This is a genomic window from Amycolatopsis sp. NPDC005003, assembly GCF_053600695.1.
In genome coordinates this window covers 42,433-62,243 of the sequence record NZ_JBSGAI010000033.1, presented here as the reverse complement: position 1 = coordinate 62,243, position 19,811 = coordinate 42,433, and the positions used below count along the sequence as shown (strand labels likewise).

Below are 19,811 nucleotides of genomic sequence, written 5' to 3'. Positions count from 1 at the left end.
ATAGGGGTTCGGTTATGAGCGGCGAAGAAAAGCTTCGCGACTACCTGAAGCGGGCGACGGCCGAGCTCGCGGGCGCGCGCCGCCGGCTGGCCGAGTACGAGGCCCGCGAAAGCGAGCCCATCGCCGTGATCGGCATGTCCTGCCGGTTCCCCGGCGCCCCGGACGTCGAATCGTACTGGCGGCTGCTGCGCGACGGCCGCGCCGCCGAGGTCGGCGACGTGCCGGCGGGCCGGTTCGACCACGTGCCCGGCAGCACCGGCCGTCGCGGCGCCTTCCTGTCCGAAGTGGACGGCTGGGACGCCGGGTTCTTCGGCTACGCACCGCAGGAAGCGCTGCGGATGGACCCGCAGCAACGGCTGCTGATGGAGCTGGCGTGGGAGGCGATGGACGACGCGGGCACCCCGGCGCCCCGGCTCGCGGGCAGCCGCACCGGCGTCCTGCTCGGCTTCTCCGACGCGTTCCAGTACGGCCAGGTGGAGGCCGAGCGCGAAGGCACCGGCGTGTACGCGGATCCGTACATGGGCCAGGGCAGCCTCGCCAGCGTCGTCGCCGGGCGGCTGGCCTACCACTTCGACCTGCGCGGCCCGGCGTTCTCGCTGGACACGGCGTGCTCGTCGACGCTGGTCGCGGTGCACCTCGCGGCCCGGGCGCTGCGGGCGGGCGAGTGCGACTACGCCCTCGCGGGCGGCGGGTTCCTGGCGTTGCACCCGTTCCTCTACGTGTACAGCAGCCGCAACGCGCTGCTGTCGCCGACCGACCGCTGCCACACGTTCGACACGAGCGCGGACGGCTACATGATGGGCGAGGGCGGCGGGATGGTGGTGCTGGCCCGCCTGTCCGACGCCCTGCGCGACGGCCACCGCGTCCGCGCGGTGATCCGCGGCTCGGCGGTCAACCAGGACGGCCGCAGCAACGGCCTGACCGCGCCCAACCGCGGCGCCCAGGTGGAGGTGATCCGCCGGGCCCTGTCCGACGCGGGTGCTTCGCCGGCCGACGTCGACTTCCTGGAAGCGCACGGTTCGGGCACCCCGCTGGGCGACGAGATCGAGCTGGGTGCGCTGGGCGACGTGTTCGGCGACCGGCCGGCGGACCACCCCCTGACGGTGGGGGCGGTGAAGACGAACATCGGCCACACCCACACGGCGGCCGGGATCGCCGGGCTGATCAAGACGGTGCTGGTGCTGGAGAACGGCGAGGTGCCGGCGAACCTGAACATGACCGACCCGGCCGAGCAGGTGCTGGCGAGCTCGACGGTCCGGCCGGCCACCGGACGGGCATCGCTGCCCGACCGCGGCCGCCCGGCCGTGGCGGGGGTCAGCTCGTTCGGCTGGTCGGGCACGAACGCCCACCTGGTCCTGGAGGCCGCACCGGCCACCGAGCCCTCCCCGGCAACAGAAATCGCCGAGCTGATCCCGGTCTCGGCCGCCTCCCCGGCCGCGCTGAGCGCGCAGCTCACCCGCCTCGGCCGCCTCGCGGCCGGCGCCTCCCGGGCATCACGCGTGACTCAAGAGGCATCACACGTGACCGGAGAGGCATCAAGCGTGACTGGAGGGGCATCACCCGCCGTTGCCCGGACCACGGATGATGCCCCACTGATCACGGATGATGCCCCGGCAGTCACGCGTGATGCCTCGCTGATCACGCGTGATGCCCTTCCGGACACGGCCGTGACCCTGGCCGATCTCGCCCACACCCTCCGCGAAGGCCGGGCGCACCTCGACCACCGCCGGGCCGTCGTCGCCACGAGCCTCGACGACGCCGCGCGGCAGCTGGCCGCCGCCGCGCAGAGCCCCGGCGTGCACCGCAAGCCCGGGGCGCCGAAGGTCGCCTTCCTGCTTCCCGGCGTCGGGGACCAGTACCGCGGCCTGGCCACGCAGCTGTACCGCGACGAGCCCGTCTTCGCCCGAGCCGTCGACGAATGCTGCGCCATCGCCGCCGGCCGCTGCGGGGTCGACCTCGAGGCCGCCTTCTTCGCGGAGCCGGTCGCCGCCGCCGCGCCGTCGTTCTTCGGGGCCGGCCAGGAAGACGAACTCCTCGACCGCGCCGAGATCGCGCACCCCCTCCTCTTCACCGTCGAGTACGCGCTCGCCCGGCTGCTCGCCGACCGGGGCGTCCGGCCCGACCTGCTCGTCGGCTACAGCCTCGGCGAGTACGTCGCCGCCTGCCTCGCCGGGGTCTTCACCCTCGCCGACGCCCTGTACGTCGTCACCGGGCGGGCCCGGCTGATCGGGCGCGCGCCGGCCGGCCGGATGCTCGCCGTCGCCGCTTCCGCGGACCAGGTCGCCGGCGCCGTCCGCGACACGGAGGTCGACGTCGCCGCGCTCAACGGCCCGCAGATGACCGTCCTCAGTGGAGCGCCGGAAGCGATCGAAAGCGCGGCCGGGCATCTGAAGGCCGCCGGGCTCGCCGCGCGGGCCCTGCGCTCGGCCCACCCGTTCCACTCCACGCTGCTGGCCCCCGCCCGCGCCGAGCTGGCCGAGCTGGTCGCCTCGGTGCCCCGGCGGGCACCGCGGATCCCCATCGTCTCGAACGCGACCGGCACCGTGCTCACCGACGCCGAAGCGATCGACCCGCAGTACTGGGCCGGCCACCTGTGCCACCCCGTCCGGTTCGCCGACGGCGTCCGGCACTGCGCCGGGCAGGACGTCGACGCCTACGTCGAGCTCGGCCCGGGCCAGACCCTCGGCGGCCTGGTCCGCCAGAACCTCACCGGAACCCGGCCCGCCGTGCTCGGCACCCTCCCCGCGCCCTGGCCCGTCGAGAACCGCCCGGCCGAAGGCACCGCGCTGCTGGAGACTCTCGCCCGCCTGTGGGAACTCGGCGCGACGACGGACTTCGCGGCGGTGCGGAACGGCGGCCGGACCGTGTCCCTGCCCGGCTACCCGTTCCAGCGCACGAAGTTCTGGCCCCAGGCGACCCGCACCCAGGCCGCACCGGTGGCGGAGGACGGCCGGCTCTACACCCCGGTCTGGCGCCTCGACCCCACCCGCCCCACGGCCACGCCGCACGGCTCGCTGATCACCACCAACGGCGAACTCGCCGCGCTGGCCGCGGAAGCGGGGATGACCGTCGGCACCGACCCGGCGCACCTCCCCCAGCCGGTGCACGTCGTCCACGAGGGCGGCTTCGACGACCTCCTGCGTACCGTCCAGGCCCTGGACGGCCACAAGGTCCGCCTGCTGACCGTCACCACCGGCGCGGCCGAGATCACCGGCGGCGACCTGACCGACCCGGACGCCGCCGGGCTGCACGGGCTCGGCCGCGGCGTCCGGGCCGAGTACCCGGGCCTGCGGTGGCGCGGCGTCGACGTCGAACCCGGCACCCCGGCCCGGCACCTCCTGGACGAGCTGGCCCGGCCGTGGACCGGCGACGCCGCACGCGAACCGGTGCTCGCCGGCTGGCGCGGCGGCCGCCGCCGGGTCCAGGAGTACACCGAGCTCACGCTCGACGACGTCACCCCGGACTGGGGCGGCACGCACGTGATCACCGGTGGCACCCGCGGCCTCGGCATGATCGTCGCGAAGCACCTCGCCCGCCACGGCGCCCGCAAGCTCGCCCTGATCAGCCGCACCGGCGAGGCGGACCCAGCCGACCTCACGGAACTGAACCCCGCCGAGGTGCTGGTGCTCAAGGCCGACGTCGGCGTCCCGCGGCAGCTGGCCGAAGCCCTGGCCGAAGCCAGGAAGCGGTTCGGCGCGCCGGACTCGATCGTGCACGCCGCCGGCCTGCCGGGCGGCGGGCTGGCCCGGCGCCGCACCGCCGAAGACATGCGCCGCACGCTCGCCCCGAAGGTCGAGGCCGTCGGCCCGCTCATCGCCGCCCGGCCCCGGCGCCTGGTCCTGTTCTCCTCGATCGTCACGGTCGTCGGCGGCATCGGCGAAGCCGACTACTGCGCGGCCAACAGCGTCCTCGACGCCCACGGTGCCGCACTGTCCACATCAGACACCCAGGTCGTGACCGTCGCCTGGGGACACTGGCAGCACGACTCCTGGGCCGACGCGGCCACCGGCGAAGCCCGCATCGCCTACCGCCGCCGCTACGGCTTCACCGCCGAAGCCGGGTGCGCGGTCCTCGACAAACTCGCCGGCCACGGCTTCCGCGGCACGGTCGTGGCCCTGCGCCAGGACCTGCCCACCGCCCGCCGCGAGCTGGCCGGCCTCAACGACCTCGGCGGGTTGCTCGAAGCGGCGCCGCCACCGGTGACGCGCTACCCGCGGCCGCCGTTGCGCACCGAGTACGCGGCCCCCCGCGGCGAGCTCGAAACCGACATCGCCGGCGTCTGGGGCGAGTTCCTGGGCATCGACGCGGTGGGCGTGCACGACCCGTTCTTCGACCTCGGCGGCAACTCGCTGGTCGGCATGGCCATGGTGGCGGCGCTGGAGAAGCGTCTCGGTCGCCGGATCGCGCCGGCTGTGCTTTTTGGCCACCCCACCGTGGCCGCCTTCGCCGCCGCCCTGACCGACACCGACGCCCCCGCCCCGCGGGCGGCCACCACCGGATCCGCGCGGGGCCAGCGCCGCCGCCTGGCCGGCACCCGGAAATGAGGGACACCGTGACCGACACCAGCATCTCGCCCGCGGACATCGCCGTGGTCGGCATGGCCGGCCGCTTCCCGGGCGCCGACGACGTCGGCGCGCTCTGGGAGACCGTGCGCGCCGGCCGCTCCGGCATCACCCGCTTCACCGACGAGGAGCTCCTCGCCGCGGGGGTGCCCGCCGACCGGCTCGGCGACCCGGCCTACGTCAAGGCGGGCGCCGTCGTGCGCGGCGTCGAGGACTTCGACGCGGGCTTCTTCGGGATCAACCCGAAGGAGGCCCAGATCCTCGACCCGCAGCACCGGCTCTTCCTGGAGCACAGCCAGCACGCCCTGGAGGACGCGGCCTGCGACCCCGCGCGGTTCGACGGCGCGATCGGGGTGTTCGCCGGCTGCGCGTGGAGCACCTACCTGACCCACAACCTCACCCCGGCGAACGCGGCCGGGGAGATGGGTGAGATCGCGATCGCCCTCGGCAACGACAAGGACACCCTGGCCACCCGGGTTTCGCACACGCTCGGCCTGTCCGGGCCCGCGTTCGGCATCCAGAGCGCCTGCTCGACGTCGCTGGTCGCGGTCTGCGTGGCGGCGAGCAGCCTGGCGAACTTCGAATGCGACGTGGCGCTGGCCGGCGGTGTGTCGATCGGCGTGCCGCACCGCGTCGGCTACCTCTACCAGCAGGGCGGCATCGCGCCGCCGGACGGCGAGTGCCGCGCGTTCGACGCCGCGGGCCTCGGTGCCCCGCTCGGCGGCGGCGTCGGCGTGGTCGCGCTGCGGCGGCTGGAGGACGCGCTGGCCGACGGCGACCGGGTGTACGCGGTGCTGCGCGGCTGGGCGGTCAACAACGACGCCGGCCGCAAGGTCGGCTTCACCGCGCCCGGCGTCGAAGGCCAGGCCACGGTGATCGCCGAGGCGCTCGCCGCCGCCGGGCTGGAGCCGGAGGACATCGGCTACGTCGAAGCGCACGGCACCGGCACCGCGCTGGGCGACGCCGCCGAGATCGCCGCGCTGCAGCAGGTCTTCGCGGGCCGGTCGCTGCGGATCGGCTCGGTGAAGACGAACGTCGGGCACCTCGACCGCGCCGCCGGCGTGACCAACCTGATCAAGGCGGCGCTGGCGCTGCACCACGAGGAGATCCCGCCGACCCGCAACCTCGGCACCCCGAACCCGCAGCTCACCGCGGGCGGCGCCGAGCTGACCGTGGTCACCGAGCGCACGCCGTGGCCGCGCACGGACGTCCCGCGCCGCGCCGGGGTCAGCGCGTTCGGCATCGGCGGCACGAACGCCCACGTGGTGCTGGAGGAGGCGCCGCTGGCGGTGCCCACCGCGCCGGCCGGGCCGGAGCTGCTCGTGTGGTCGGCCCGGTCGGCCGCCGCCGCGGACGCGGCCACCGCGAACCTCGCCGCGCACTTGGCGGCGTCCGGCGACGCGCTCGCCGACGTCGCCCACACGCTCCAAAGCGGACGGACGACGTTCGGGCACCGGCGGATGCTGGTCGCGGGTTCTTCCGACGAGGCGGCGCGGCTGCTGGCGTCGGGCTCGGTGTCGGCGTCGAGCGACGCGGGCACCGGCCGCCGCGTCGGGTTCCTCATCGCGGGCACCGGCGAGCAGTACCCCGGGCTCGCCGCGGAGCTGTACGAGACGGCGCCGGTGTTCCGGGCCGAGCTGGACCGCTGCCGCGCGCTGCTGGAGACGTCCGTGCTGGACGAGATGCTCGGCTCGCGGGAAGGCTCCGGTGGGCTGGCCGCGTTGCTGGGCCGCAGCTCCGGCGGCGACCGCGCGGGTGACCGCACCGAGGTGCTGCACCCGGCGCTGTTCGCCGTCGAGTACGCACTGGCGCAGCTGGTGCGCTCGTGGGGTGTCGAGCCGTCGGTGCTGGTCGGCTACAGCCTCGGCGAGTACGTCGCCGCATGCCTGGCCGGAGTGCTCTCGCTCGAAGACGCCCTCGCGCTGGTGACCCACCGCGCGAAGCTGATCGCCGGGCTGCCGGGTGGGGCGATGGCCGCCGTGCCGTTGCCGGCCGACGACGTGCGGGCCCGGATCGTCGGCCTCGACCTCGACATCGCGGCGTTGAACGGGCCGCAGCTGACCGTCGTGTCCGGGACTTCGGAGGCCATCTCCGCCTTGCGGGCGTCGCTGGGTGACATCCCGTGCCGGCCGCTTGCCACCACGCACGCCTTCCACTCCCGGCAGCTCGCCTCGCTGCGCGACGAGCTGACCGCGTGGGTCGCCGCTCACATCACGCTGTCCGCGCCCACGATCCCTTATGTCTCCAACGTCACCGGCGGGCTGGTCACCGAGGCGCCCGGCCCCGGGTACTGGGCCGAGCACATGTGCGCGCCGGTCCGGTTCGACGACGCGCTGGCCACCTTGCTGGCCGACGAGGACACGGTGCTGCTGGAGCTGGGGCCGGGCCGGTCGCTGGGCGCGATGGTGCGCGGGCACCGGGCGTGCGCGCCGTCGCGCTGGGCGTCGGTGATCCCGACGCTGCCCGGCGCCGACGACCCGGCTCCGGCATCGGCCGCACTGGCGGAGGCGGCCGGGCGGTTGTGGCTGGCCGGGGTGGCTCTCGATTGGCCGGGCGTCCGCGGCGGCCGCGGGGCCCGGCGCGTCGGCTTGCCGGGGTACCCGTTCCAGCGGTCGCGGTACTGGATCGACGCGCCCGGCACGGTTGCGCCGGAGGTCCCGCGGCTCACCGCCGAGCCGGACGAGCACGTGCAGCTGCTGACGCCGTCGTGGCGCCCCGCGCCGGCATCCGCGGCCGGGACGACAGGCCGGGTCGCGATCCTGCCGGATTCCGGCGGTGTCGCCGCGGCGCTGACCGCGCTGCTCGGTGACGTGGTGGACGTGGCCGAGGCGGACACGGTGGTGGACCTGTCGGCGCTCGATCTCGACGACGACGTGGCGGCGGTGCACGCGGTCTCCCGCACGCTCGCCGCGGCGGCGGGCGACGGGTCGCGAGCGGTGCGGGTGCTGGTGGCGACTCGCGCCGGGCAGGCGGCCGGGGACGGCTCGGGACGCCCGGCCGCGGGGGCCGGGGCAAACGCGCTCCCGCCGGCCCCGCCCGGGGCAGGCTCGGCCCGCCGCGTGCGCCCGGCCCAGGCGGCGGTGGCCGTGCTGCCGGTCGTCGCGAACCAGGAGTACCTGAACCTCGATGCCGGCACCGTCGACCTCGACGCCACCCACACCCCCGCCGAAGCCGCGGCCGCGCTGGCCGCCGAGTTGCGCTCACCCGGCACACCGCTGGCCGTCTACCGCGGCGACCAGCGGCTCGTCCCCGGGTACCGGCCCGCCGAGCCCTCCGCCCCGCCCACGATCCGCAAGGGCGGCAGCTACCTCATCACCGGCGGCCTCGGCGGCGTCGGCCTCACCGTCGCCGAGCACCTCGCCACCCGTGGCGCGCGCCGGCTCGTGCTCGCCGGTCGCAGCGGGGGCACCGATGCCGCCGTCGCGCGGCTGCGTGCCCTGGGCGCCGAGGTCCACACCCCTCGCGTGGACATCACCGACCCCGCCGCGGTGCGGGCGCTCCTCACCGAACGGTTCGACGGCATCGTCCACGCCGCCGCCGACTCCGACCCGAGCGGGTTCCGGCCGCTGTCCGAACTGGACGAACCGGCCATCGCCCGGCACTTCCGTGCCAAGGTCGGCGGCGCCCGCGTGCTAGCCGAGGTCTTGGACGAGCTGCCCGAGCGTCCCGAGTGGACACTTCTCTTCTCCTCCACCTCGGCGCTGCTCGGCGGGATCACCTTCGGCAGCTACGCCGCCGCCAACGCGGCCCTGCTCGCCGAGGCCCACGGCCGGCCCGGCTGGCTCGCCGCCGCGTGGGACACCTGGCCCGGCACCCTCGAACGGCTCGACGCCCGGCTCGGCGCCTCCATGGCCAAGCACGCCATGACCCGGACCCAGGCACTGGCGGCGTTCGACCGCCTCACCGCGCACGCCGGCCCGGCCGTGGTCGTCGCCGCCGGCGGGCTCGACGAGCGTCTCCCCGGCTCGGCGAAGCCGGCGAAAGCGACCTCGGCCGACCGGTTCCCCCGGCCCGACCTGCCCCAGCCCTACGTCCCGCCGATGACCGCCACCGAACGCGGCCTCGCCGAGGTCTGGTCGTCCGTGCTGGGCGTCGAACCCGTCGGCACCCGGGACAACTTCTTCGACCTCAACGGCAACTCGCTGCTCGCCCTGCAGATGCTCGCGCTGGTCAAGGAGCGTTTCGGCGTCGCCATCCCGACCGTCACCCTGTTCGAGCTGCCCACCGTGCAGGCCCTCGCCGCCACCCTCGACGAACAAGCGCCGGCGCCGGTCGTGGCCCCGGTCGTCGTCGCCGATCCGGAGGACGACGAGCTCGACCGGCACATCGCCATCGTCGGCATGGCGGGCCGGTTCCCCGGCGCCGGCACGGTCGACGAGTTCTGGCGCAACCTGTGCGACGGCGTCGAGTCGATCACCTTCTTCACCCCCGACGAGCTCATCGCCGCCGGGGTCGACCCGGCGGAGGTCCGCGACCCGGCCTACGTGCCGGCGCGGCCGGTGCTCGACGACGTCACCGGCTTCGACGCCGCGTTCTTCGGCCTCAGCCCGCGCATGGCGGCGCTGACCGACCCGCAGCAGCGGCTGTTCCTGGAGGTCTGCTGGGAGGCGCTGGAGCAGGCCGGGTACGCGCGGCCCGGCGAGCGCGGCCGCGTCGGTGTCTTCGGCGGCTGCAACCTCTCCACCTACCTGCTCGGGATCGCCGGGCAGTTCACCTCCGACGCCGACGCCAGCATCTACGAACTCGTGATGGGCAACGACAAGGACGCCCTCACCACCACCGTGTCCTACCTGTTCGACCTGCGCGGCCCGAGCATGGCGGTGCAGACGTTCTGCTCGACGTCCCTGGTGGCGGTGCACACCGCGATGCGCAGCATCCGGGCGGGCGACTGCGAGATGGCCCTGGCCGGCGGCGTCTCGGTCCGCGTGCCCGACCGGATCGGGCACCTGCACTCCCCCGGCGGCCAGGAGTCCCCGGACGGGCACGTGCGCACCTTCGACGCCCAGGCGCACGGCAGCATGTTCGGCGACGGCGCCACCGTCGTCGTCCTCAAGAAGCTCGGCGCGGCCCTGCGCGACGGCGACCACATCTGGTCGGTGATCCGCGGCTCCGCGATGAACAACGACGGCGCCCTCAAGGTCGGCTACACCGCGCCGAGCGTGGGCGGGCAGTCGCGGGTGATCGCCGACGCCATGGCCGACGCCCGGGTCGCCGCCGAAGACGTCGGGTACGTCGAGGCCCACGGCACTGCGACCGAGCTGGGCGACCCGATCGAGGTCGCCGCGCTGACCCGGGCGTTCGGGGACACCGCCGAGAAGCAGTACTGCGCCCTGGGCTCGGTGAAGCCGAACGTCGGGCACCTCGACCGCGCCGCGGGCACCGCCGGGCTGATCAAGGCGTCGCTGGTCGTCCGCGAGGGCCTGATCCCGCCGACGCTGCACTACACCGCGCCGAACCCGGAAATCGACTTCGAGCACAGCCCGTTCCGGGTGGCCGCCGAGCTCGCGCCGTGGAACACCGAAGGCGGCCGTCCCCGGATCGCCGGGCTCAATTCGCTGGGCATGGGAGGGACCAACGTGCACGTCGTCGTCGAGCAGCCGCCGGACCGGCCGGCGCCGCCCCCGGGCGACCCGGACACCGAACGCCGCTACCAGGTGCTGCCGGTCTCGGCCCGCACTGCGGACGCCGCCGACGCGGCCGCCCGGCGGCTCGGCGAGCACCTCGCCGGGACCCCGGACGCCCGGCTCGCGGACGTGGCGTTCACCCTGCAGGAGGGGCGCAAGACGTTCGAGCACCGGCGTGCCGTGGTCGCGTCCGATGTGGACAGTGCGGTGACCGCGCTGGGTGCTCCGGCGACCCGGGTCGAACCGGTGCAGGACCGGCCGGTCGCGTTCCTCTTCGCCGGGGTCGGCGAGCAGTACCCCGGCCTGGTCGGCGAACTCCATCGCCGTGAGCCGGTGTTCCGCGCCCACCTCGACGAATGCCTCGCGCACCTCGACGCCGACGGCGACCTCGTCACCGGCACGCGCGGCGGCGGACCGAGCCTGGCCGCGCTGCTGGGCCGGAGCGGCGACGAAGACCCGCGCGCCGAACGACTCCAGCAGACCGAACTCGCGCAGCCGCTGATGTTCGCCGTGGACTACGCCCTCGCCCGGACGCTCATGGACTGGGGGCTGCGGCCCGCCGCGATGCTCGGCTACAGCCTCGGCGAGTACGTCGCCGCCTGCCTGGCCGGGGTGCTCTCCCTCCCCGACGCCCTGGCGCTGGTCGCCAAGCGCGCGGAGCTGATCGCCGCGCTGCCCGGCGGGTCGATGGCCGCAGTGCCGCTGTCGGTCACCGAGCTGGAAACGCGCTTCGACCTCGCGGGGATCGACATCGCCGCGGTGAACGGCCCGGACCTGGTCGTGGTGGCCGGGGATACCACGGCGGTCGACCGGCTCGCGCAGGACCTGCGCGCGGCCGACGTGCCTTGTCGTCCGCTGCGCACCAGCCACGCGTTCCACTCGCGGATGCTGGCGCCGGCCGCCGCCGGGCTGACCGCGTGGATCGCCGCGAACGTCACGCTCAACGCGCCCGAGCTGCCTTACCTGTCCAACGTGACCGGCGGCCACGCGACCGCCGAGCTGGTCACCGACCCCGGGTACTGGGCGCGGCACATGTGCGAGACCGTCCGGTTCGCCGACGCGGCCACCGAACTGCTGGCCGACGAGCACCTGGCCGTCGTCGAGATCGGCCCCGGCCCGTCGCTCGGCGCGCTGCTGCGCGGGCTGAGCCCGGCGAGCCGCTGGCCGCTGATCACCGCCACACTGCCCGCCGCGGACGACCCGCGGCCCGCCGACGAGGTGCTCACCGACGGCCTGGCCCGGCTGTGGCTGCTCGGCGCGGACCTCGACTGGTCGGCCTACCACGGCCGCGGCACGGCGACATCGGTCTACCGGGGCACCGCCCCCGGCCGCGTGCCCCTGCCGACCTACCCGTTCCAGCGGCAGCGCTACTGGATCGAGGCGAAGCCGGCCACCGGCACCGCCCGGGTCGAGCCGCCCGCGGACGGGCCCCTGGAGGAGTTCGACCGGATCCCGCTGCTGCCCGAGGAGCAGTGGATCAGCCTGCCCACCTGGCGCCAGACCTCGGCCGCGCCCGCCGCGCCGCAGCCGGCGTCCTGGCTCGTGTTCGCCCGGCCCGGCCTCGCCGAAGACGTCCTCGACGGGATCCGCCGCACCGGCGACCCGGTGACCGTGGTCCGGCCGGGCGCGGGCTACCGGCCGGGCCCGGACGCCACCGTCCGCCCGGGCGACGTCGACGACCTGCTGAAGCTGCTGCGCGACCTCAAGCGCGGCGGCACCCGCCTCGATCGGGTCGTCCACCTGTGGAACCTCGACGACGACTCCCTGCTGCTCGGCCTGCACACGCTCGTCGCACTGGCCCGCGCGGCCGGCGAGCTGGGCCTCGGCGGCTGGACCCTGGATCTGGCCGCCACCGGCACCCAGCGCGTCCTGCACGACGGCGAGCTCCGGCCCGACGCGGCCACGCTCACCGGGCCGAACCTGGTCATCCCGATGGAGTACCCGGGTGTCCAAACGCGACTCATCGACGTCGATGCCGCCGCCGGTGCCGCCGCGGTGGTCGCCGAACTGCACCGGCCGGCCCCCGGCCGCACGGTCGCGCTGCGCGGGTCGCGGCGCTGGCTGCCCGGCTACGAAGTCCTGGCGCCGCAGCCGATCGAGCAGGCGGCGGACGTGCTGCGGGAGCAGGGTGTCTACCTGATCACCGGTGGCCTCGGCGGGATCGGGCTGGCGATGGCCGAGCGGCTGGCCCGCGACAGCCACGCGAAGCTCGTGCTGTTCGGCCGCCGCGGCCTGCCGCCGCGGGAACGCTGGGCCGGGATCGCCGACGGCACCGACGACGTGCCCGGCACGATCCGCGACCGCGTCGCCCGGGTGCAGGAGATCGAGGCCCTCGGCGGTGAAGTGGTGGTCGTCGAAGGCGATGTCGCCGAAGAGGCCGACGTCCGGCGCGCGGTCGCCGTGGCCGTCCGGGAATTCGGGGCACTGCACGGCATCCTGCACACCGCGGGTGTGCCGGGCACCGGGCTGATGCAGTTCAAGCAGGCCGGCGACGCCGACCAGGTCCTCGCACCCAAGCTGCCCGGCTCCCGGGCCCTCAGCGCGGCCACCGCCGATCTGGACCTGGACTTCGTCGCGCTGTTCTCCTCGATCACCTCGGTCACCGGCGGCGGTCCCGGCCAGGTCGACTACTGCGCCGGCAACGCGTGGCTCGACGCCTACGCCGCCTCCCACGGCGGCCGCACGGTGTCGATCTCGTGGGGCGAGTGGACCTGGAACGCCTGGGACGAAGGGCTGTCCGGGTACGAGGAGGACATCCAGACCTACTTCCGCGAGCACCGCGCCAAGTTCGGCATCGACTTCGAGCAGGGCTGGCGCACGCTGCTGCGGGCGCTGGCCTCGGGCGAACCGCACGTCGTCGTGTCCACTCAGGACCTGGACGCGGTGACGGCCGTGGCCGCCCGGTTCAGCGTCGACGCCGTCACCTCGGCCGCGCACGGCGGCTCGACGGCCGACCGCCACCCGCGGCCCGAGCTGGTAACGCCGTTCCAGGAGCCCGAGGGCGACGCCGAGCGCGTGGTGGCCGGGGCCTGGTGCGAAGCGCTGCGCCTGGACCGGGTCGGCGCGTCGGACAACTTCTTCGAACTCGGCGGCACGTCCCTGCTCGGCATCTCGCTGCTGGCGACGCTGCGCGGCAGCTTCCCGGACGCGGAACTGCCGCCGCACATCATCCACGAGGCCCCCACCGTCGCCGCGCTGGCGAAGATCGCCGCCGGCGGCCCGGAGATCCCCGAACCCGCACCCGACAGCAGCGCGCAGGGACAGCTGCGCCGCTCCGGGATCAAGGCCGCGGCCGCCCGTCGGCGCCGGGCCTGAACCAGCAGTCCGTCCACAGAAAGGGAACAGTCATGGCAGTCACGGGAGTGGTGGGCGCCGGCGTCATGGGCATCGGCGTCGCCCAGGACTTCGCCGCCGCCGGCCACGAGGTCGTTTTGGTCGACAAGGACGAGCGGATCCTCGAGGAGGCCCGCGCCGCGATCACGCGCAACTGCCGGCTCAGCCGGCTCATGGGCGGGCCGGCGCTCGACGCCGACGAGATCCTCGCCCGGATCACCACCGCGGTCGGCCTGGCCGCGCTGGACAAGACCGAGATCCTGGTCGAAAACGTCACCGAGGACTGGGACATCAAGGCCGCCGTGCACGCCGAGCTCGACGAGGTCTGCGGGCCGGACACGGTGATCATCGCCAACACCTCGGCCGTGCCGATCACCCGGATCGCTTCGGTCGGCAAGAACCCGGGCCGCGTCATCGGCGTCCACTTCATGAACCCGGTGCCGCAGAAGCCCGTCGTCGAGCTGATCCCCGGCTTCCACACCACGCCGGAGACCATCCTGCGCACCCGCGAGCTGCTCACCAGCATCGGCAAGCGCTGGGTCGACGTGAAGGACGCGTCGGGTTTCGTGTCCAACCGCGTGCTGATGCTGACCGTCAACGAGGCTGCCTACCTGGTGCACGAAGGCGTCGCCACCGCCGAGTCGGTCGACGAGGTCTTCCGCGGCTGCTTCGGCCACCCGATGGGCCCGCTGGAGACCGCAGACCTGATCGGCGTCGACACGATCCTCTACAGCGTCGAGGTGCTGTACGAGCACTACGCCGACTCCAAGTACCGCCCCTGCCCGCTGCTCAAGCAGATGACCGACGCCGGCCTGCACGGCCGCAAGAGTGGCCGCGGCTTCCACACCTACTCCTGAATCCCCTTACCCAGAAGGAGAAACCACCATGTCCGAGACCACCGGCGACATCCTCGCCTTCATCACCGGCCGCTTCCCGCAGGCCGAGATCACCGCCACCGAGGACATCTTCTCGCTCGGCTACATCAACTCCCTGTTCGCCATGGAGCTGGTGATGCACCTGGAGAAGACGTTCGCCGTCACCATCCCCAACGAGGAACTGCGGATCGACAACTTCCGCACCGCGGCGGCGATGACCGAGCTGGTCGGCCGCCTGCGCCCGGCCGCGACGGTGGGCTGAACCGTGCCGGAGGTACTCACCGCGGTCCGCGCGCCCGGCCGCGAGGCCGCGCGGGCCTTCGTGGACGAGCACATCGTCCCCTTCGCCGACGCGTGGGACAAAGCCGGGCGCATCCCCGAGGACGTCCTGGACGGGATGGCGCACGCTGGGTTGTGGGCACCGTTCCTGCCGCCCGAGCTCGGCGGGTTCGGCCTCGACATGGTCACCCTCGGGGAGATCCACGAGGAGGTCGGCCGCGGCTGCTCGTCGGTCCGCAGCCTGCTGACCGTGCACACGATGCTCTCCTGGGCGTTGCTGCGCTTCGGCACCGAGGCGCAGCAACACCGGTGGGGGCCGGAACTGGCGAGCGGGCGCGTGCTCGGCGCCTTCTGCCTGTCCGAGCCCGGCGCGGGCAGCGACACGGCCGCGATCACCACCACGGCCACCCCCGACGGCGACGGCTGGCGGCTCGACGGCCTCAAGAAGTGGACCACCAACGGGCAGCGCGCGGACCTGTTCCTGGTCTTCGCGAAGGGCCCGGCCAGCACGATCGCGCTGCTCGTGCCGCGCGACGCGCCCGGTGTCACGGTCACCCCGATCGACGACATCCTCGGGACGCGGTCGTCGATGCTGGCCACGATCGGGTTCGACGGCGTCCGGCTGGGTGCCGACGCGCTGCTCGGGCCGAGCGGCTTCGCCTCCGGCATGGTCCTCACCGGCACGCTCGACCTCGGCCGCTACAGCGTCGCGGCCGGGTCGGTGGGCATCATCCAGGCGTGCGCCGACGCGTGCGCGGACTACACGAGCCGTCGCACGGTCGGCGGCACGCCGTTGAAGGATCTCCCCCTGATCCAGGCGAAGCTGTCGGACATGGTCACCGACGTCCGCGCGGCCCGGCTGCTGCTGGCCGAGGCCGGCCGGCTCAAGGACCGCGGCGACTCGGCCACGATCATGGCCACCTGGGTGGCGAAGTACTTCGCGTCGGTCGCGGCGGCGAAGCACGCGTCGGAGGCCGTGCAGGTGCACGGCGCCAACGGCTGCAGCACGGACTACCCCGTGGCCCGGTTCTACCGGGACTCGAAGGTCATGGAGATCATCGAGGGCAGCACCGAAATCCAGCGGATGACCATCGCCGCCGAAGCCTACCGGAAGCAGGTACCGTGACCAGTCTCGTTTCCCCGGCACCCGTGGCTCCCGCCCAGAAGCCGGTCCAGGGCAAGATCAAGTGCGTGGTGTGGGACCTCGACAACACCGTCTGGGACGGGGTTCTGCTGGAGGACGGCGACGTCCGGCTGCGCCCGTGGGTGGTCGAGCACGTCAAGCGGCTCGACGCGATGGGCGTGCTGCACTCGGTCGCCAGCAAGAACGACCACGAGGCCGCGATGGCGAAGCTGCGCGAGTTCGGCCTCGACGAGTACTTCCTGTTCCCGCGCATCTCGTGGAACGCGAAGTCGGTGTCGATCGGGCAGCTCGCGCAGAAGCTCAACCTGGGGCTGGACGCGTTCGCGTTCGTCGACGACCAGGAGTTCGAGCGCGCCGAGGTGTCCTTCGCGCTGCCGCAGGTGACCACTGTGGACATTCTCCAAGCCGACGAGGTGCTGCGGCGCCCGGAGTTCGCGCCGCGGTTCGTCACCGACGAGTCGGCGCAGCGGCGCGGGATGTACTTCAGCCAGCTCGCCCGCGACGACGTCGAGGCGGACTTCGCCGGCACCGGCGAGGACTTCCTGGCGAGCCTGGACCTGCGGTTCACCATCGCGCCGGCCAAGCGGGAGGACCTGCAGCGGGCGGAGGAGCTGACGGTCCGGACGAACCAGCTCAACTCGACCGGGCGGACGTACTCCTACGACGAGCTGGACGCGTTGCGCTCGTCGGACGACCACGTGCTGCTGGTCGCGTCGCTGACGGACAAGTTCGGTTCCTACGGCAAGATCGGCCTGGCGCTGCTGGAGAAGGGCTCGCCGGACTGGCGGCTGAACATGATGCTGATGTCGTGCCGGGTGATGTCCCGCGGGGTCGGCACCGTCCTGCTCGGGCACGTGATGGGCCTGGCCCGGGCGGCGGGCGCGGGGCTGCGCGCGGACTTCGTCGAAACCGGCCGCAACCGGATGATGCAGATCACGTACGCGTTCAGCGGGTTCCGCGAGGTTTCGCGCGAGGGCACGCATGTGGTGCTGGCGGCGGATCTTTCCGAGATTCAGGAGCCGCCGGGGTACGTGACGCTCGAGGTGGAGTCGTGACGACGGCCGTCGCGAGCCGCTGGCTGCCGTTCCCCGCGACCGCGGGGAACGTGCGGCTGTACTGCCTGCCGCACGCGGGCGGCTCGGCCTCGGCGTTCCGTTCGTGGATCGGCCGGCTGCCCGGGGTGACGGTGTGCCCGGTGCAGCCGCCCGGCCGCGAGACGCGGCAGCGGGACACCCCGCACACGGCGATGTCGTCGTACGTCGCCGACCTGGCGGACTTCGTCCTGTCCGACGCTTCGCCGTACGCGGTCTACGGCCACAGCCTGGGGGCGCTGGTCGGGTTCGAACTGGTCCGGGAGATCGCCCGTCGTGGTGCCGCGCCGCCGGTGCACCTGGTGGTGTCGGGCTGCCCGGCGCCGCAGTGGCTGACCCCGGACGACCCGATCGTGGCGGGCATGAGCGACGCGGAGATCGTGGCACTGCTGCGCACCCTGGGCGGCACCCCGGAGGTGTTCCTGAACGACCCTCGCGTGCTGCGGCTCATCCTGCCGCCGATCCGGGCGGACCTGACGGTGAAGAACACGTACGGGTACGTCGCCGGACCGCCTCTCGAAGTGCCGGTGACGGCCCTGGCGAGTACGTCCGACGTCCGCGCGAGTGTGGAGTCGGTACTGGCCTGGCGGGAGCAGACGGTCCGGCCGTTCCGCGGGCACGTCCTGGAGGGCGGGCACTTCGCGGTGCTGGAGCGGGAAGACGTCACCCTGGCCCATTTGGCCGCCGCTCTCCGCCCCTACGCCTAAGTGCCACATTATTGGGGCACTTAGGCGTAGGCTCTGAACGTGGTGGGTCCGTCGCCAATACCCCTGGCGGCGGGCCCATCACCCGCGCGGCGGCCTGTTCCACTCCAAAAGCTCCGCGGAACAGCTCGATTCAGCACCGGATAAGCCTCCTAGATTCGGATCAGCGGCCGGACCCGCCCGGCGCGATTCGTCAGGGAGGAAGAAATGCACACCCACCATACGGCCGAAAGGCCCGCGAAATCCGGGAAAACGCGACGCCGGATGACCGCTGCCGCGGTCGCCGCCCTCGCCGTGACCGCACCCCTCGTCCTGCCGGCCGCGCCGGCTTCGGCGCAGGTCAGCGGCTGCAGCAAGGGCTACGTGAACGCCAACAAGGCGTGGGGCACGTGCACATCCGGCAGCGGCGCCTGGAGCCTGACCGTGCAGTGCTACTTCTGGGGCGCCAACACGGCCTACGGCAACGGCCCCGGAAGCATCTACGCGACCTGCCCGAGCGCGTCCCACATCACCGACATCATCTTGAGAACGCAGGTGTGACGGTGTCCCGCGCGGCCGGCGGCCGCGCGGGACCGACTCCAATGGCGGCTTCCGCCACCGAGCCGACGAGGGTAGTCAGAAAAGCGTGACTTCACCGCGAAGACCGGCCGCCGTACTCCGCCTCGGCCGGCGGATCGGCTGGCTGTTGCGCGCGAATCGCCGCCACCCGCCGGCACCGGAAATGCGGCGATTACGGCGCTTCGCGGAAACCTGGGCCGGCACCGTTCCCGGCGCGGCCCCTTCGATCAGCACTTTGTCACGATGGGAAAACAGCACCTCGCTCATCCCGCACGCGGGAGTCCGCGGCTATGAGACCATCCTCGGCCTCGAGGGTGAGGCGCTGGTGGCGATCACCGACACCGTGGCCCGGTACTACCGCGGCACGGCCGCCGCGGCACCGCTTCTCGCCCGGGACGAAATCACCGACGACACCGCGGCGCAACGGCTGGACGTCTTGATCGACCTGGCCGTGCGGGGCGGCACCGTCAGCGGGCCCGAATGGAACGAGCTGACCGCGCTGCTTTGCCGGACGCCGTACGCGATCCTCAGTCCGCAGCGCACCTGGGAGACGTTGTCGGAGCGGCTGCTCACCGAGATGGCGATTTCCGACGGCGTGAAGTGGATGCACCGCGCCGAGGCCTACCAGCGGCTGATGGCGCATCCGGTCGGTGGTGCCGCGGCGATCGCGGCCGCGGCCGCCGCGTCGGCCGACCGCGGCGTTCAGAGCATGGTCGGCACGGTTTCGGTCTTCGACTCGACCGCGGCGCCCGCGGCCGCCGGCCTCGTGGTCGGTCACCTGTGTTCTCCGCTGACCGACCGGACGTTCGCCGGCGCGCTGCTGGCCTGCTTCCGCAAAGTCGGCCAGGGCCATTTCCGGAGCGCGCAACTGGTCATCGTGTCCGATCTCCTCACCGACCTGCTGGGCGGACCGGTCACGGCCAGTACCGCGGCCTTGGCCGGGGCCATCCTGCGGCAGCTGCCGGCGGGCCTGCGGGAGCGGGTCCCCGCGCGGATCTGGCACCTGCTCTCGGCCGAGCTGCCGGGACCGCCGGAGTGGTCCCTGACCGACGAGATCGCGGCCGCGGTGGCGGCGACGACCACCGAGGCCTGGGACGACGCCGTCCTGCGGGAGCTGATCCGCGAATCCGTCTTCGCCGACGTCTTCGACCAGCGCCTGTACGCCCAGTTCATGATCTACAGCACGCCCTATCGAGCCCCGGTGGCGCGGGCACTGGGCGCGGCCCTGCGCCGCCGGCGGCACGACAAGGACCGGGCCGTTCCGCTCGTGGAGGCGCTGCGGGTCATCGGCGGTCCGGCCGAGCGCCGCGACATCGAGCTGCTCGTGCTGGACCGGACGTTGCCGGTGGCCATCCGGGACACCGCCGCGTCGGCCCTCGGGCACGTCGGCGGGGCGAGCCCCAGCGGCTTCTGGACCACCGCCCTGTCCGCCACTCGCCGGGGCTACCACGCAACGGCGGGCGAGCCGGAGATCTCGGTCCTCGACCGCCTGGTCTACGCGATGGGCATGGCCGGTGCGGACAGCGCGTTGCGCCGTGTCTCGGCCGCCCCGGACCTCCCGGCCCGGATCCGGGCCTCGGCGAGCTGGTGGCTCTCCCTTTCCCCGTGCCTCCGGCAAAGTGCACGGACGTGAAGCGGGCT

10 protein-coding genes are annotated in these 19,811 nt (G+C 73.7%); 9 read left to right on the top strand and 1 reads right to left on the bottom strand.

Features of this window, described 5'->3' with window-relative positions; translation table 11 throughout:
• Positions 1–14: 14 nt before the first annotated feature.
• The 8 genes from ACWED2_RS32335 to ACWED2_RS32300 all read left to right on the top strand — a co-directional run bounded on the left by ACWED2_RS32335 (position 15) and on the right by ACWED2_RS32300 (position 18,152).
• Positions 15–4,544: a type I polyketide synthase gene (locus tag ACWED2_RS32335; protein ID WP_449694292.1), complete on the top strand. Its 4,530-nt coding sequence runs from the start codon at positions 15–17 to the stop codon at positions 4,542–4,544.
• A gap of 8 nt (positions 4,545–4,552) precedes the next feature.
• Positions 4,553–13,501: an SDR family NAD(P)-dependent oxidoreductase gene (locus ACWED2_RS32330; protein WP_449694291.1), complete on the top strand. Its 8,949-nt coding sequence runs from the start codon at positions 4,553–4,555 to the stop codon at positions 13,499–13,501.
• A gap of 32 nt (positions 13,502–13,533) precedes the next feature.
• On the top strand, positions 13,534–14,376 hold the full coding sequence (locus ACWED2_RS32325; protein ID WP_449694290.1) for a 3-hydroxyacyl-CoA dehydrogenase family protein: 843 nt from the start codon (positions 13,534–13,536) through the stop codon (positions 14,374–14,376).
• Positions 14,377–14,404: 28 nt separating this feature from the next.
• Positions 14,405–14,656 (top strand): acyl carrier protein, encoded by a 252-nt coding sequence (locus ACWED2_RS32320; protein WP_003066161.1) that lies wholly within the window; start codon positions 14,405–14,407, stop codon positions 14,654–14,656.
• A gap of 3 nt (positions 14,657–14,659) precedes the next feature.
• The gene (locus ACWED2_RS32315) at positions 14,660–15,799 is read left to right on the top strand and encodes an acyl-CoA dehydrogenase family protein (protein ID WP_449694289.1); all 1,140 of its coding nucleotides are present in this window, start codon (positions 14,660–14,662) and stop codon (positions 15,797–15,799) included.
• The gene (locus ACWED2_RS32310) at positions 15,796–16,872 is read left to right on the top strand and encodes an HAD-IIIC family phosphatase (RefSeq protein WP_449694288.1); all 1,077 of its coding nucleotides are present in this window, start codon (positions 15,796–15,798) and stop codon (positions 16,870–16,872) included. Before ACWED2_RS32315 ends, ACWED2_RS32310 begins: the two co-directional genes overlap by 4 nt.
• Positions 16,869–17,615: a thioesterase II family protein gene (locus ACWED2_RS32305; RefSeq protein ID WP_449694287.1), complete on the top strand. Its 747-nt coding sequence runs from the start codon at positions 16,869–16,871 to the stop codon at positions 17,613–17,615. The genes ACWED2_RS32310 and ACWED2_RS32305 overlap by 4 nt, the downstream gene beginning before the upstream one ends.
• Positions 17,616–17,876: 261 nt before the next feature.
• Positions 17,877–18,152 (top strand): hypothetical protein, encoded by a 276-nt coding sequence (locus tag ACWED2_RS32300; protein ID WP_449694286.1) that lies wholly within the window; start codon positions 17,877–17,879, stop codon positions 18,150–18,152.
• 75 nt (positions 18,153–18,227) lie between these two features.
• Here ACWED2_RS32300 and ACWED2_RS32295 read toward each other — a convergent pair whose 3' ends face one another.
• Positions 18,228–18,404 (bottom strand): hypothetical protein, encoded by a 177-nt coding sequence (locus tag ACWED2_RS32295; protein ID WP_449694285.1) that lies wholly within the window; start codon positions 18,402–18,404, stop codon positions 18,228–18,230.
• Position 18,405: 1 nt separating this feature from the next.
• On the opposite strand from ACWED2_RS32295, the gene ACWED2_RS32290 reads away from it, so the two are divergent.
• The gene (locus ACWED2_RS32290) at positions 18,406–19,803 is read left to right on the top strand and encodes a hypothetical protein (RefSeq protein WP_449694284.1); all 1,398 of its coding nucleotides are present in this window, start codon (positions 18,406–18,408) and stop codon (positions 19,801–19,803) included.
• Positions 19,804–19,811: the final 8 nt, after the last annotated feature.